The 15,389-nt window shown below is 60.0% G+C and carries 11 protein-coding genes; 10 read left to right on the top strand and 1 reads right to left on the bottom strand.

Going from position 1 to position 15,389, the window contains the following annotated elements; genetic code table 11:
• Window positions 1-11 precede the first annotated feature (11 nt).
• Together HY011_21125 and HY011_21120 are read left to right on the top strand one after the other, a co-directional pair.
• Window positions 12-1,967 carry a pyrroloquinoline quinone-dependent dehydrogenase gene (locus HY011_21125; GenBank protein MBI3425433.1) on the top strand — a complete coding sequence of 652 codons (1,956 nt, stop codon included), beginning with the start codon at window positions 12-14 and terminating at the stop codon, window positions 1,965-1,967.
• A gap of 37 nt (window positions 1,968-2,004) precedes the next feature.
• The gene (locus HY011_21120; protein MBI3425432.1) at window positions 2,005-2,877 is read left to right on the top strand and encodes a hypothetical protein; all 873 of its coding nucleotides are present in this window, start codon (window positions 2,005-2,007) and stop codon (window positions 2,875-2,877) included.
• A gap of 352 nt (window positions 2,878-3,229) precedes the next feature.
• On the opposite strand, the gene HY011_21115 is transcribed toward HY011_21120, so the two are convergent.
• The gene (locus HY011_21115) at window positions 3,230-3,943 is read right to left on the bottom strand and encodes a GntR family transcriptional regulator (GenBank protein ID MBI3425431.1); all 714 of its coding nucleotides are present in this window, start codon (window positions 3,941-3,943) and stop codon (window positions 3,230-3,232) included.
• Between the two features lie 238 nt (window positions 3,944-4,181).
• Here HY011_21115 and HY011_21110 point away from each other — a divergent pair, with 238 nt between their 5' ends.
• The 8 genes from HY011_21110 (at window position 4,182) to HY011_21075 (ending at window position 15,046) form a co-directional block, all read left to right on the top strand.
• Complete coding sequence (locus HY011_21110) at window positions 4,182-5,108, top strand: cytosolic protein (GenBank protein MBI3425430.1); 927 nt, start codon at window positions 4,182-4,184, stop codon at window positions 5,106-5,108.
• A gap of 50 nt (window positions 5,109-5,158) precedes the next feature.
• The gene (locus HY011_21105) at window positions 5,159-5,887 is read left to right on the top strand and encodes a PIG-L family deacetylase (protein MBI3425429.1); all 729 of its coding nucleotides are present in this window, start codon (window positions 5,159-5,161) and stop codon (window positions 5,885-5,887) included.
• On the top strand, window positions 5,884-6,579 hold the full coding sequence (locus tag HY011_21100; protein ID MBI3425428.1) for a 4-carboxy-4-hydroxy-2-oxoadipate aldolase/oxaloacetate decarboxylase: 696 nt from the start codon (window positions 5,884-5,886) through the stop codon (window positions 6,577-6,579). Before HY011_21105 ends, HY011_21100 begins: the two co-directional genes overlap by 4 nt.
• Window positions 6,572-7,738 (top strand): hypothetical protein, encoded by a 1,167-nt coding sequence (locus HY011_21095; GenBank protein ID MBI3425427.1) that lies wholly within the window; start codon window positions 6,572-6,574, stop codon window positions 7,736-7,738. Before HY011_21100 ends, HY011_21095 begins: the two co-directional genes overlap by 8 nt.
• 155 nt (window positions 7,739-7,893) lie before the next feature.
• Complete coding sequence (locus HY011_21090) at window positions 7,894-11,340, top strand: carboxypeptidase regulatory-like domain-containing protein (protein ID MBI3425426.1); 3,447 nt, start codon at window positions 7,894-7,896, stop codon at window positions 11,338-11,340.
• 184 nt (window positions 11,341-11,524) lie between these two features.
• A complete protein-coding gene (locus tag HY011_21085) occupies window positions 11,525-12,388 on the top strand; it encodes a fumarylacetoacetate hydrolase family protein (protein MBI3425425.1) in 864 nt (287 codons plus the stop codon).
• 17 nt (window positions 12,389-12,405) lie between these two features.
• Complete coding sequence (gene gtdA, locus HY011_21080) at window positions 12,406-13,470, top strand: gentisate 1,2-dioxygenase (protein ID MBI3425424.1); 1,065 nt, start codon at window positions 12,406-12,408, stop codon at window positions 13,468-13,470.
• Window positions 13,471-13,699: 229 nt separating this feature from the next.
• Window positions 13,700-15,046, top strand: coding sequence for an MFS transporter (locus tag HY011_21075; GenBank protein ID MBI3425423.1), 1,347 nt, complete (start codon window positions 13,700-13,702; stop codon window positions 15,044-15,046).
• Window positions 15,047-15,389 lie beyond the last annotated feature (343 nt).

Here is a 15,389-nt window from a genome sequence, read left to right as displayed (position 1 = left end):
GAGGCGTGTTTATGCAACGTTCAGAACATTGGCGAAGCAGATTGAGTATGGTGCTGAGCGTGATGCTAGCGGGTGCGGCGTTGGTCGCGGCGCAATCCAAAACCAGCCAAGCCAAGCCCGAAGAATGGCCCGCGTATGGCGGCGACAACCGTGCCGCCAAGTATTCACCGCTGGCCCAAATCAATGCCGCGAACGTCAACAAGCTGCGCATCGCGTGGCGTTGGGAATCGCCCGACGGCGCAATCCTCAAACGCGACAGCTCCTTGCAACCCGGCGAATTTCAAGTCACGCCGCTGATGGTCGGCGGCGTGCTTTACACCAGTACCGCGATGTCGCAGGTCGCGGCCATTGACGCAGCGACGGGCAAGACGCTGTGGGTGCATGATCCTGAAGCGTGGCGCGTGAAATGGCCGACGATCAAAGGCTTTCAGACGCGCGGCGTGGCGTATTGGCGCGCCGGGCAGGACGAACGGATTTTCTTTGCCACTGGTGACAGCCGCTTGCTGGCGCTTGACGCCAAGACCGGCAAGCCGCTCGCGCAGTTTGGCGAGAACGGCGCAGTTGATCTGCGCACGGTGGGGCTGGCGCGCGCCGTCAAAGGTTCGGCGGATTTGTATAGCTGCACTTCGCCGCCGCTGGTGGTGCGCGATGTCGTCATCGTCGGCAGCTACATCAAAGACCGCAGCACGACGCGCGCGATGCCGCCGGGCGATGTGCGTGGCTTCGATGCGCGCACGGGCAAGCTGCTCTGGACGTTTCACACCGTGCCGCAGGCGGGCGAATTCGGCGTCGAAACCTGGCTCAACGATTCGTGGCAGTACACGGGCAATGCCAACGTCTGGGCGCCGATGAGCGCCGATGATGAACTCGGTTATGTCTATCTGCCCGTCAGCACGCCGACCAATAATTTTTATGGCGGCGAACGTCCGGGCAATGGGTTGTTTGGCGAAAGCCTGGTGTGCCTCGACGCCAAAACGGGCAAACGCATCTGGCATTATCAACTGGTGCATCACGGCATCTGGGATTACGACTTGCCTGCCGCGCCGAATTTGCTCGACCTCAAAGTTAATGGCCGCCGCCTGAAGGCCGTCGCGCAAGTCACGAAACACGGCTTGCTTTTCGTCTTTGATCGCGTCACCGGCAAACCCGTCTGGCCGATTGAAGAGCGTCCGGTACCGCAATCGAAATTGCCGACCGAAAAGACTGCGGCGACCCAGCCCTTTCAAACCAAACTGCCAGCCTTCGAGCGACAAGGCGCGACCGCAGACGATTTGATTGACTACACGCCTGAATTGCGCGCCGAGGCGTTGGAGACCTTCAGGAAGTTTGAGTCCGGGCCACTCTTCACGCCGATTGCCGACAAGCCCACGATCATGATGCCCGGCGTCGTCGGGGGTGCGAATTGGGGCGGAGCAGCCGTAGACCCGGAAACGGGCTGGCTTTACGTGCCTTCGATCACGCACCCGACGCCGCTGACGCTGGGCAAACGAAAGCGCGAATCTGATTTCGAATATGAGCTGACCAGCGGCGATGTGCCACTCGTAGGGCCGCGCGGGTTGCCGCTGGTCAAACCGCCCTATGGACGCATCACGGCGTATAACCTGAACAAAGGCGCTATCATCTGGATGACGCCCAACGGCGATGGGGCGCGGCAACAAGTGAACGAGAAGTTGCGCGCGATGGGAGTGGCGAATATGGATGTCGGCCCGCTCGGCACGGTTGGCAGAGCCGGGCCGCTGTTGACCAAGACCTTGCTCTTTGTCGGCGAAGGGCCGCACGACCCGCGCGCGCAACCTCTCTTCCGCGCCTTTGATAAAGCCACTGGCAAAGTGGTCTGGGAATTCAAACTGGCCGCGCACGTGATGGGCGTGCCGATGACGTATCAAGTGGGCGGGAAGCAATACATTGTCGTCGCCTGCGGTTACCGCGAATGGCCGCACGAACTAATCGCGTTAAGCCTGCCTTGAAACGCGGTGCCTGTCTCAACGAGAGGAGAAATCAACTATGCGAAAGGCTCTTCATTGTCTTGTCTATGTTGCGCTGTTTTGCCTGCTGCTCACCAGCCACCAGCCTGGGCGAGTGGCCGCGCTAACACCTCCGCAAACCCAACCAACGCCCGCGCCGCAACAACCCGCGCTTGATCCCGAAAAGACCGGCCCGATCAGGCACTACATCATGATTGACCTCTTGAACGGCGCCGACCTGCTGCTGCTGGATCGCTGGTACATCACTTATCACGCGCCGGAAACGCTCCAGCGCACACAGAGCCGCCAGACCAGGTACGCGACGTTTCGCACCTACGCCTTGCCGCCTGAAGAAGCCAAAGCCATGAATATGTGGCAAGGGCGTCTGACCGAAATCGGCTTCGCCAGCCTCGCCGATTTCAACAAAGGCTGGGTGAACATCGAAGAAGAGCGGAAGAAGATCACCCTGCCCAAGGGCGAATTGCGCGGCGGCTTTCGCAACGAGACAGTGACGATCCCGCTGAAGCCCAACGAGGTTTTTGTGGAGCAGCCGACGCCCGCCAAAGACAATCCGTATTTCCGCTGGATTTTCTTCTATGCCTACCCGGACGGCGTCAGCGAAACGGTGGGCGAGCAATGGTTTCACGCAGTCCTGGCGAAAGAGTTGGCCGCGCGCGCCGGCGTCAAACGCTTCGTCACCTACCGCTCCGTCCGCAGCACGGGCAAATGGAACCGCGTGGCCGAACTCTGGTTCGATTCGCGCAACGAATGGAAAAAAGCTGTTTACGACGCGCGCGGCGCCTTCACAAAACCCGCCTGGGGCGGCGAGTTCCCGTTCCTGAAATTTCAGTCAACCTTTATCGGCGAGAATCCAGACCTGGACTTCCTGACGGGGAAGCAAGCGATCCCTTAACGAATCTGCTAAGACGGCTTATGTTGCACTCAATAGATTTGTGGCGGTGGGAAATATTGAGAAATTTGCGTTTTGGCGCTCACCACCAACTGCTTAACCGCCATTCCCCATTCTGCCTTCTCCATTCCCGAGCAGCGGTATGCCTCAATCAAGACGGCCTCTGCAAGAGAATGGAGAAGGCAGAATAGAGAATGGCGGTCGCGCGCCGGATTTCAGTCTCCCTGTCGCCAATTTGCCTGAGTTGTTATTTCCAAAGGTCGCAACAACTCTACTAAACATCCTACTAACAACGCTTGAAAGTAATTACGCAGCCCTGGTGCGGGGCGCGCCAGAGGTTGCGATTGCTGGTGGGTTAGGCGGGCTTCTTCGGGCTTCTGGCAAAGGCTGTCCCCTTGGCTTCGCGCACTTGAAAATAGTCTTCCAGGCGGCTCAAGGTATTTTTCAACGCATTCTGAATATGCTTGCGCATCGCTTCCGCCGCGGCTTTCGGACTTTCATTGTTCAAGGTTGCGATGAGGTCTTGATGGCGGCGCGGCGGTTCTGCCGCCGTTTTGGGGCGCGGCACGCAGAGCCAGGTCGAAGCCAGTACCTGGTTTTTCTCAATCGCCGCGCAGAGCGGTTGGCAATGCGCGCCCTCGGCGATGCGACGATGCAACTTTTCGTGACATGTCAGATAGAGAAAACGGTCGTTCCCCGCTTTGGTCGAAAGGGCGTCCACGCGGGCGGCCAGCCGTTGCAACTCGGCGCGTTCCAAGGGCGTGGCGACCGTGGCGAAAAGTTTGGCGGCCTGTACTTCCAAGGCCTCGCGCACGACGTAATGCCCGCGCACTTCATCCTCGGTCGGAATCTTCACGCGCGTACCGGCGCGCGGGCGGCTTTCGAGCAAGCCTTCAAGTTCTAGCCGCTGGAGAGCTTCTGACACAGGCACCATGCTCATCCCCAGTTCCGCCGCGACCTGGCGGCGCGAGACGACCTGACCGATCGGCAACTCGCCGCGCAAAATCCTTTCGCGCAAAATCAAATACGCTTCGGCAGATAGACTGGCAGTGGTTGTTGTTTGCTGCATGGCGTCCCCCCTCCTTTGGGATGAACTATGTTTGCCGTGCCGGAGTATGCCGAGCGGGTCAAGGCGTGTCAAGAAATTGAAGGAGCGTGCGTCAAGGGAATCTGTTATATCAGATTCCCTTGACGCACTGACCGGGCGGCAGCATAATGCGTCCATTCATTGCTTGCGATTGTTTGGGTGAAGCTGTTCATGGAGCTCAGCCTTCACCTTCATTTCACCATAAAAATAAGGAAACCAGATGAGCGAACATGCGAATGACGCAGTCACGCCGGTGACCGAGGCGGCCTGGGAAGCTTTGCAAGGCGCGTATGACTTGCAAATCCATGTCGCGCCCGATGTGATTGAACGACGCATTGACGACGTAGACCTGGCCAAAGAATTTCGCGCGCGCGGCCTGAACGGCTTCGTGTTGAAATCGCATTACATCCCGACCGCCGAACGCGCGCAGGTCGTGACCAAATGCGTGCCGGGCATCGAGGCCTACGGGGCCATCGCGCTCAACCACAGCATTGGCGGGCTGAATCCCGTGGCCGTTGAAATCGCCGGACGCTCGGGCAACAAGATCGTCTGGTTTCCCACGGTGGACGCGGCGAACGAAACGGCGGGACGGCTCGACGGCCCCAACGTCAAGCTGCCGTTCTGGGCGAAGATTCAACGCGAGATCGCGGCGGCGGGCATTACGCGCCCGCCCATAACTGTGTTGGACGCGGCTGGCAAAATCAATGAGGACACCCGCCAATGTCTGGAACTGATCGCCAAGCACGATATGATTTTGGCGACGGGGCATCTGGGGCGGCATGAAATCTTTCCGCTAGTGAAAGAAGCGCGCGCCCTTGGCGTCAAGCGCATCATCGTCACGCACGCCGAATTCCCTTCGCAAAATTTGAGCGGCGCGGAACAGTCCGACCTCGCCGATTTGGGCGCGATCATCGAGCACTGCTTCACCACATATCACACCAACAAAGCGCCGTGGGAGGCGGTCTTCGCCAACATTCGCGCGACGGGCGTCGAGCGTTCGATGCTGGCGACCGATTTGGGGCAGAAGACCAATCCGCCCGTGGCCGAGGGCTTTGCGATGTTTGCGCAAAAGTTGCTGGATGCGGGTTTCACTGTAGCGGAAATTCATTTGATGGCGGCGGCGCTGCCCGCTGGCCTGATTCACTAAAGAAGATTCATTGAAGAATTTGATATTTCAGATTTGAGATGGGGTAAGCGATGAGTTGGGAGCAAGAACGTTTGCTGGTGGTCAGCGCGCACGCGGCTGATTTTGTCTGGCGCGCGGGCGGCGCGCTGGCGCTGTATGCCTCACGCGGGGCGCGGGTGCGCGTGTTGTGTTTGTCTTACGGCGAGCGCGGCGAGTCGCAAGGGCTGTGGAAGAAAGAAGGCATGACGCTCGAGCGCGTCAAAGAGATTCGTCACACCGAAGCGGTGCGCGCCGCTGAAACGTTGGGCGCGGAGATTCGCTGTTTCAATGCGGGCGATTATCCGCTGGGCGTGACGCCGCAATTGACCGAAGAACTGGTGCAGGAATTTCGCGGCTTTCAGCCGACCTGCGTGCTGACGCACACGCCGGTTGACCCGTACAACGGCGACCACGTCGAGACTTCCAAACTCACGCTGAATGCGCGCGTTTATGCCCAGGCCATGGGCTATCCGAGCGAACACAAACACCTGGGCGCGCCGCCGGTGTTTTATTTCGAGCCGCATCAGACTGAGATGTGCGAGTTCAAGCCCGATGTGATTCTGGACATCACGCCCGTGTTTGAAACGAAGGTCAAAGCGATGCATTGCATGGATGCGCAGGTGCATCTCTGGAATTACTACACCGACGTGGCGAAGCGGCGCGGCACACAGGGCGGGCGCAATTCGGGCAATCCCGCGATTGTCTATGCCGAAGCCTTTCAGCGCGTTTATCCGCAAGTCACGCTGGAGCCGCTCGCATGAAGCACGTCATCGTCAAAAACATTCAGCGCGCCGCCGCCGAAATCATCGCGACGCTGGGCGCGCAAGGCGTCGCCACCATTCACGAAGCGCAAGGCCGCACAGGCTTGCTCAATCCGTACATGCGCCCCATCTACACCGCGGCGCGTGTTGCAGGTTCTGCTATCACAGTTTCATGCCAGCCCGGCGACAACCTGATGATTCACGCGGCGCTTGAAGTTTGTCGGTCCGGCGATGTGCTGGTGGTGACCACGACCTCGGCATCCACCGACGGCATGTTCGGTGAACTGCTGGCGACTTCGTGTCAGGCGCGCGGCATTCGCGGCTTGGTGATCGAGGCGGGCGTGCGCGATGTGGCTGACCTGACCGCGCTAAATTTCCCGGTTTGGTCAAAAGCGATTTCGGCGCAAGGCACGGTCAAGGCGACAGCGGGTTCGGTAAACGTCGAAGTCGTGTGCGCGGGCGCCATCATCCATCCGGGCGATGTCGTTGTCGGCGATGTTGACGGCGTGGTTGTGATCAAACGCGAACAGGCCGCCGCTGTCGCGCAACTTGGGCAAAAGCGTTTGGAAAAAGAAGCGCAATCCCGCGCGCGCCTCAAAGCCGGCGAGCTCGGGGTGGATTTTTACGGCTTGCGCGCGAAGCTGAAAGAGCTGGGCGTCGAATACATTGAAGGAGAAATTCAAAATGGGTGAGATCGTTGCCGCAATGGCGACCTGTCACGCGCCGCAGTTGTTTACCTATCCGCCGGACGAAGACCCGGCGCAACTCGACGCCAGCATCGCGGGCATGCGCGAACTGGGCACATTGCTGGATGAAACCAAGCCGGACGTGATCGTCTTCCTGGGCAGCGATCACCTCGAAACCTTTTCCCTCAACTGTGTGCCGACCTTTGCGATTGTGGCGGGCAATCGTGCCATCGCCGAATTCGCCGGGCGCAAATTCGACTTGCCGATTCACCGTGAGATGGCGGAAGACCTGCTCTACAAACTGGTCGAGGCCGGTTTCGATCTGGCCTATTCGGAAGACGCGGTGCTGGGTCACACGTTCGCCGTGCCGTTTGAGTTTGTCATTGGCGGACGCGCCATCCCGGTCGTGCCGATGCATACGAATGTGTATATGCCGCCGCTGCCAACGCTGGTACGGTGCGCGGCGTTGGGGCGCGAACTTGCCAAAATCATTGCCTCACGTTCGGAACGCGTAGCCATCATTGCCAGCGGCGGGATGTCGCATTACCCCGGCACCTGGAAGTATCCGCAGCCGGAATTTGAATTTGATCGCTGGGTGATTCAAGAACTGGAAAAAGGCAATGCCGCTGCCGTACTCGACCTGACGACCGAACAGCTTGATGCCGCAGGCAACACAGAGTTGTTGCCGTGGGCGGTGATGCTGGGCGCCATCGGCAACATGCCGGGCGAGTTGGTGCAATACACGCCGACATGGCATCACGGCCACGCGATGATGCGGTTTTTGCCCACGCGCGCCAAGGCGGCAGTTGCGGGCCATTTGCCGAAATATGGCGGACTGGAATTCAAGCAAGGCGGGTTTGCGTTTTACGCGCACCCGCCCGCCGCCGCTTACAGCTTGAACAAACTGCTGTTCGATATGCGCCATGATGGCGCGTTGCGCCGCCGTTTGCTGACAGACCTCGACAGCGTCACGCAAGAATATCAACTGCCCGCAGCTTGCTTCGACGCGGCCCGCGCGCTGGCCGAAGTCGGCGCGACCGCCAAGATCAGCGACAACGCCGGACGCCTGGTCGCGGCGGGCGCGCACCCTTTGCACGCGCTGATGACGCTGCACGCCGTGCACGGCGAGATGAAACGCTTGCAGCGCGAATTGACGAATCAATAACACCGCAACGCTTTGTTTTGGGAAGAAAGCGTGCCTGCAAGGTCAGGCGCATTGATCTGCAACGAGCGCGGCCCTTGTGGCAGCCGGTCGTTGTGATGGTTCCCAACTGCACACCTGCTTTCCCCCCGCAGGCGTTTCCAACCGGAAGAGGTACTATGAAAAACTCCTTTGATAAACGACAAACCGGCAGGCTGAGGACGGCGGTCTGCGCCTTGCTGCTCAGTTGCGTGTTCAGCGTTATCCAGGCCACGGCGCAAGTCACGACCGCTGACATCGTCGGCACCGTCACCGACAACTCAGGCGCGGTGCTGCCCAATGCCAAAGTCACCGTCACCAATCTGGGGACGAATAGCGCGCGCAACGTCACGACCGATGAATCGGGCGCGTATACATTCAACTTGCTGCCCATCGGCGTTTACTCGGTCAAGGTCGAGGCGGCGGGCTTCAAGAGCTTTGCGGTCGCCAACGTTACGCTGGTGGCCGGTGACCGCACGCGCGTGGACGCCAAAATGGAAGTCGGCGCGACCTCTGAAACTGTGAGTGTCACGGCGGACGCTTCGGTGTTGCAGACCGATACTTCGACCGTCGGCACGGCCATCACCGGCAAGCTGGTGCAGGACTTGCCGCTCAACGGACGCAATTACATCGCGCTGGCGCTGCTCGCGCCGGGCGTGAGCGCGGGGCCGCCGAATGGCTTGGCGACGGGTACGCGGCCTGATGAGCGCCGGTTGAATTCGTCGTTTTCCGTCAACGGGCAAGACCCGATTCTGAACAACAACATGATTGACGGGATGGACAACAACGAACGCATCATCGGCACGATTGGCGTGCGGCCTTCGATTGACGCGATTCAGGAATTCAAAGTCCAGACCAACTTGTATAGCGCCGAAATCTCGCGCACGTCGGGCGGCGTCGTGAACATCCTGACCAAGTCGGGCACCAATAGTTTTCACGGCTCGCTGTTTGAATTCGTGCGCAACGACAAATTCGATGCGAACGGCAATTACAACTTCACGGGCAATGCCGCTGCGCAATTGCCGAAACAGAAGTTTCGCCAGAATCAATACGGCGGCAGCATTGGCGGCCCGATCATCAAAGACCGCACATTTTTCTTTGGCGATTATGAAAAGTTGAGCATTCGGCAAGGCATTGCGATTGTCGCCACCGTGCCGACGGCCAAACAACGCATCGGCGATTTTTCAGAAAACTGCACGGCGGGTTTCAATGCGCAAGGCATTTGCGCGAACGCGGCGCAGCAAATCAATCTGGTCAATGCGTTAGGAACGGCACCGCTCGGCGCCGTGCCGTTCAATCGGCTTGACGTAGCGCCTTATGCGGCGTTGCGCGATCCGCTGGCGTTGAAACTGGCGGCGCTTTATCCGCTGCCGACCAGCGGTGGACTGAACGTGGCGAATTACGCCTCGTCGCCGGTGCGTCCGCAAGACGCTACGACCTTTGATGGCCGCGTAGACCATCGTTTCAACGACAAAACCAATTTCTTTGGCCGCTATTCGTTCAACGACATCACGACCGTGCAACCGACGGGGTTCCCCGACGCGGGCGGCATCAATCCGGGCGGGCTGTTCGCCTTTGCCGGACCGAATGAAACGCGCGCGCAAAACATCCAACTCAACCTGGTGCGCACGATTCGCCCGAACCTGTTGTTTGAAGGCAAGGTCGGTTATTTGCGGCTGGCGATTCAATCCAAGACGATCAATGACGGCAAGAACACGGCGAATGATTTGGGCTTCCCGTGCAACGCCGTGAGTTGCGTGAACATTGGCGACAATCAAACGTTCGGCTTGCCGCGCGTGCTCATTCAGGGCTTTCAGGAATTGGGCGACGCGATCTTTGTGCCGCTGCTGCAATTCGACAACACCTACCAATACAACGGCGCGTTGACGTGGACAAAAGGCGCGCACAACCTCAAATTCGGCGCGAGTCTGATTCGCCGTCAATTCTCGCTGGTGCAAAGCGCGCGTCCGCGCGGCGAATTCACTTTCAACGCAACGGCGGGCAATGCGCCCGCGCCGCTCAATTTCGGGCTGGCGAATTTCATCGCGGGCGCACCCGTCACCATCATTCGCCAAGCCAGTCTTTACAAGCCGGGCTATCGCGCCTGGGAAGTCGGCGCTTACGTGCAGGACGATTGGCGTCTGAACAAATGGCTGACGCTCAATGTGGGCGCGCGTTATGACATTTACACCGCAAAGACCGAGCAATATAACCGGCTGTCGAATTTCGATCCGGCGACTTCGACGATTTTGGTCGCGGGTCAGAACGGCGTGGGCAACACGGCGGGCATTGCGACTGATTACGGCAGTCTCGCGCCGCGTTTCGGTTTCGCCGCCACGTTGGGCCACGGCATGGTGTTGCGCGGCGGCCTGGGACTGAGCTTCTTCCAGAACGATACGACTTCGGCGGCGGCGCTCAAGAACATTCCGCTGACCAGCGCGCTGACCTGTGGAACTTCGACGACCGGCAATTACGCCAATAACAATTGCCCGGCGGGCATCGGTACGTTGTCGCAAGGCGTACCGCGTCCGTTGGCGGCGAGCGGTTTCCCGACCGTCAACGGCGTGTTGAATCTGGCGGCGGTTCCGCCCTCGACGCTGGCCGCCATAGATTTGAAATTCCAGACCAGTTACAACCTGCAATACAACGTGGTGCTCGAAAAACAATTCGGCAACAACGTGATGAGCGTCGGTTATGTCGGCACGCGCGGTTACGATCTGGCGATGAATCTGCCTGACATCAATCGTGCGTTGCCGAGCGGTTCGGCGACGGCGAATCCGCGTCCGTTTGCGGCGACCGCGCCGCGCGTGACGACGATTGGCTATTTCACGGCGAGCGGCACTTCCACTTACCACGCGTTGCAACTGAGCTTCAATCGCCGTTTCGGCAAAGGGCTCAGCCTGACTTCGGGCTATAACTTCGGCAACAGCCACGACAACGTCACCGGCCTCGGCACCAGCACGGGCGGTTACGGCAACTTGATCGGGCCGCTGGCGGGCGCGATTGAGAACGTGAGGAAATATGACTGGGCCGTCAGCGATTTCAATGTGCGGCATCGTTTCTCGTTCGGCGCGAACTATGAACTGCCTTTCGGCAAATCGCTCAAAGGCGCGACAGGCGCGGTGTTGGGCGGTTGGCAAACCAATGGCAGCCTGACCTGGCAAACCGGCTTGCCGTTCACCGTCACCGATCAAACGGCGGTCAGCGGCATCATCGGCGGCGGCGGTGAACGTCCCAATCTGGTCAGCAGCAACATTCGCGTGTCGAACCCGACCGTCGGCACGGGCGGACAGTTCCTCGATGTGGCGGCCTTCGCTTTGCCGGCGGCTTTCACGCTGGGCAATGCGCCGCGCAACGTCGGTGTCGGCCCGCGCCAGAGCATCATCAATGCGTCGCTGTTCAAGACCTTCAAGCTGTATGAAGGCTGGAACCTGCAATTCCGCACGGAGGTGTTCAACCTGCCGAATCATCCGGTCTTCGGGCAACCGAATACGGCGTTCGGCAACGCAGCCTTCGGCAAGATCACGACGACGGCGGGCGTGTATGCGCCGCGCCAGATTCAGTTCGCGCTGAAGCTGTTGTTCTAAGCGGGAGTTGTCAACTAGCTCCGTAGGAGCGGCCGGTTTATAGCTGAGGCAGTCCGTTTTCCCCTAGCTCCGTAGGAGCGGCATGTGTCAGATGCCGCTCCTACGGAGCTAGGGAGACTGACCGCGCACGGTTCTATAAACAGGCCGCTCCTACGGAGCTAAAAACCGCACACCACATTTCCCTATGAAAATCTGTCGCTTCGGAGCAAATCGCCTCGGCTTGGTCGAAGGCGCGCAGGTACGTGATGTGAGCGCGGCGCTTGAGGTGTTGCCCAGCTATCAATATCCCTGGCCGCAAGGCGACCCGCTGCTGCTTCATTGGGAAGCTGTCGTGGCGCGCGCGCGCGCATTGGCTGCGGCTGCGCCGGTATTGCCGCTGGCCGGATTGCCGCTGCTCAGCCCGGTCGCCAATCCCGGCAAGATCGTCGCCGCGCCCGTGAATTATCAAAAGCATCTGAATGAGGTGAAAGATGACGCGGGCGTGCATCATGGCAACGTGGCGCACACGATCACCATTCATAGCGCGGGTTTGTTTCTCAAGGCCACCAGCGCGCTCGTCGGCGCGGGCGCAGGCATTCAGTTGCGCCACCTCGACCGCCGCAACGATCACGAAGTCGAATTGGTCGCCATCATCGGCAAGCAGGCCAACCACGTTGCCGCGCATGAAGCGTTGGATTACGTCGCGGGTTATGCGATTGGCCTCGACATCACGCTGCGCGGTTCGGAAGACCGCAGCTTCCGCAAATCGGTGGACTCCTATGCCGTGCTGGGGCCGTGGCTGGTGACTGCCGATGAGATTGCCGAGCCGGGGAATTTAGACCTGACGCTTGCCGTGAACGGCGCAATGCGGCAAGCCTCGAACACGAAACACCTGATTCTGAATGTGCCGGAATTGATTGCGCTGGCGTCGTCGTTTTACACGCTCTACCCCGGCGATCTGCTTTACACCGGCACGCCCGAAGGCATCGGGCCCATCGCGCCCGGCGATCAACTGGTCGCTACGATTGAACGCATCGGCACCATGAACGTTGCTGTGCGCGCGGCTTGAGGCGAGGGAAGGGATTGATGACCAAACCATTTTATGCCGCGCCGGATGCCTCGGCAGCGATGCGCGAATTCTATGCGCGGCTCGCTCAGAAAAACGCTGCGCCACTGTGGGAAGCGCTGGCGCAACTGGTTACACCCGAACCCGTCACGCTGACGCAGCCCGCGCATTGGTCTTATAGCGAATTGCGCCCGCTGTTGCTGGAGGCGGGCCAGCGCATCAGCGCGGAGCAGGCCGAACGCCGCGTCCTCGTTTTAGAAAATCCCGGCTTGCGCGGCTCCGTGCGGATTACCGAAAGTTTGTACGCCGGTTTGCAATTGGTGCTGCCCGGTGAAATCGCGCGCAGCCATCGGCATCAAGCTTCGGCCTTGCGATTTGTGTTGGAATCGAATGGCGGCTTTACGGCGGTGGAGGGCGAACGGGCGGCGATGCAGGCGGGCGATTTTATTTTGACGCCGTCGTGGGCGTGGCACGATCACGGCAATCTACCAGCTAGCGAGGACGGCGCCGGGCCAGCCATTTGGCTGGACGGATTGGATATTCCGTTGGTGAATTCCTTAAGCGGGAGTTTTGCCGAACACTATCCGGCGGAGCAACAACCGTTGGCGCGTCCCGAAGGCGATGCGCAGGCGTGTTACGCGGCGAATATGTTGCCGCTCGAATACCGCGCGCCGCGTCTGTCGTCGCCGGTCTTTGCCTATCCGTATGCGCGCAGCCGCGCGGCCTTGCAGCAGCTTTATCAAAACGGCCCGTTGGATGCGACGCACGGCATCAAGTTGCAATACGTCAACCCGGCGACAGGCGGCGCGCCGCTGCCGACCATCGGCGCGTTTCTGCAACTGCTGCCGGCAGGCTTTTCAGGCGCGGCGTATCGTTCGAGCGACGCCACGATTTATTGCGTGGCGGAAGGCTCCGGCAGCAGTCGCGTTGGCGCGCAAACCTTTGCGTGGCAGGAACACGATGTTTTCGTTGTACCGAACTGGCAGCCCGTCGCGCATAGTGCAACGAGTGAAGCCGTATTGTTCAGCTTCTCGGATCGTCCGGTGCAAAAGGCGCTGGGGCTTTGGCGCGAGCAGGCGCTCTAAGCCGGAACAACAGAGCCGGAACCACCGAGTTTGAAGCAATGATTGAAAAGTACCGCGTGGCGCAGGGGCGTTTAGAGTTCCGCCTTTAGGCGGTGGCGCGCCGCAGGCGCATAAACACGGCGCTACGCGCCGCCGACCGCCTAAAGGCGGAACTCTAAACGCCCCTGCGCCACGGCTTACCGTGCAAGCAATGTTCCAAGTCCGGCTGTCGCTTTCGCTTTACGTTTTCATGCAAACAGACGCGCGCATCAACATCACACAGGCGCTTGACGAGGCTGAATTGGGTGTCTATCAACTCGGCATCTTCATTCTCTGCGGCGTCTGCCTGATCGTAGACGGCTTCGATGTGCAGGCGATGGGGTACATCGCGCCCGCGCTTATCCAGGCTTGGAAGCTGCAAAACGCGCAGATGGCGCCGGTGTTCAGCGCGACGCTGTTGGGCGTGTTGTTAGGTTCGCTGGGTTTTTCGATGCTGGCCGACAAGCTCGGTCGCCGCCCCGTGATGATCGGCGCGACGTTGTTCTTTGCCGTGTTGACGATGGCGACGGCGCAGGCTGAAACGGTCGAGCAACTGCGCTGGCTGCGGTTCAGCGCCGGACTCGGACTCGGCGGCATTATGCCCAATGCCGTGGCCTTGTGCGGCGAGTTCAGCCCCAAATCCTCGCGCGTCTTTGTGATGATGCTCGTCGGCAACGGCTTCACGGCGGGCGCGGCGCTGGGCGGCTTCATCGCGGCGTGGCTGATTCCGCATTACGGCTGGCGGGCGGTGTTTTATGTCGGCGGCGCGATCCCGCTGGTGATTGCGCTGGCGATGCTCGCCTGGCTGCCGGAGTCGCTGCAATTTCTCGCCGTGAAAGGCCAAGCCCAGGCCCAGGCCCAAGCCCAGGCCCGAGTACAGGCGAAGCTTGCACAGGCGTTGCGCCGCCTCAATCCCGCGCAACGTTATGCCGAGGCGGCAGAGTTTTTCGTGCCGGAACAAGCCCAAGGTGGCGCGCCGTTGTGGCAGTTGTTTCGCGCGGGTCGCGCGCGCGGCACGGCGTTGTTGTGGACGGCGAATTTCATGAATCTGCTGAATCTTTATTTCCTCTCAAGCTGGTTGCCGACCGTGGTGCGCGATGCGGGGTATGCCGACACGACCGGAGTTTATGTGGGGACGACGCTGCAAATCGGCGGCACGCTCGGCGCGATTTTGCTGGGTTGGCTGGTGAAACGCTTCGGTTTCGTCGCCGTGCTGACGCCGTGTTTCGCGCTGGCCGCGCTGAACATTGCGTTTATCGGCTGGTCCGGCCTTTCGCTCGCCCTGCTGTTTGTCGTGGTTTTCATTGCGGGCGTCGGCGTGATGGGTGGGCAGGTCGGCATCAATGCGTTGGCGGCGACTTTTTATCCGACCGAGTTGCGCGCGACCGGCATCGGCGCGGGTCTTGGTGTAGGCCGCCTGGGTGCCATCGCCGGCCCGCTGGTCGGCGGACAATTGATGGCGTGGCACTGGAGTTCGCGCGCCTTGTTTTTGGCCGCCGCCATTCCGGCGCTGGTTTCCGCGTGTGTATTGTTCGCTATGCGCTGGGTAACAAAATGAAAGCGCCGTGTCTTCCTAGGCCGCGCCTGAGCAAGCGCAGTCTGGGCAAAGCGCCTAATGGCTTGAACAAGTGTAGTTCCGAGGCTGCGCTTGCTCAGGCGCGGCCTAGGGACACCGTACAAGCAATTGCAACCCAATCTAAGTGAGTTGCCAAAACTATTTTGAGGAAAAGCAGCGAGCAAAGGAATGGCGGCCAAGGGATCACCCTACTGGTCAAGGCTCTCATTCTCTTGCCTTGATTCTCTTGGCAATTCACTTAGATCGGTTTGCACTTCGGTGTATGGCAAAAAGCCGCGCAGCGGGACAGTACCGCGCGCGTGAGCAAGCGGCGCTTCGGCGTTGC

This window comes from Acidobacteriota bacterium, from assembly GCA_016196035.1.
Classification (GTDB): domain Bacteria; phylum Acidobacteriota; class Blastocatellia; order RBC074; family RBC074; genus JACPYM01.
Note: the sequence above shows the minus strand (reverse complement) of the source record. Positions and strands in the feature narration are given on the sequence as shown.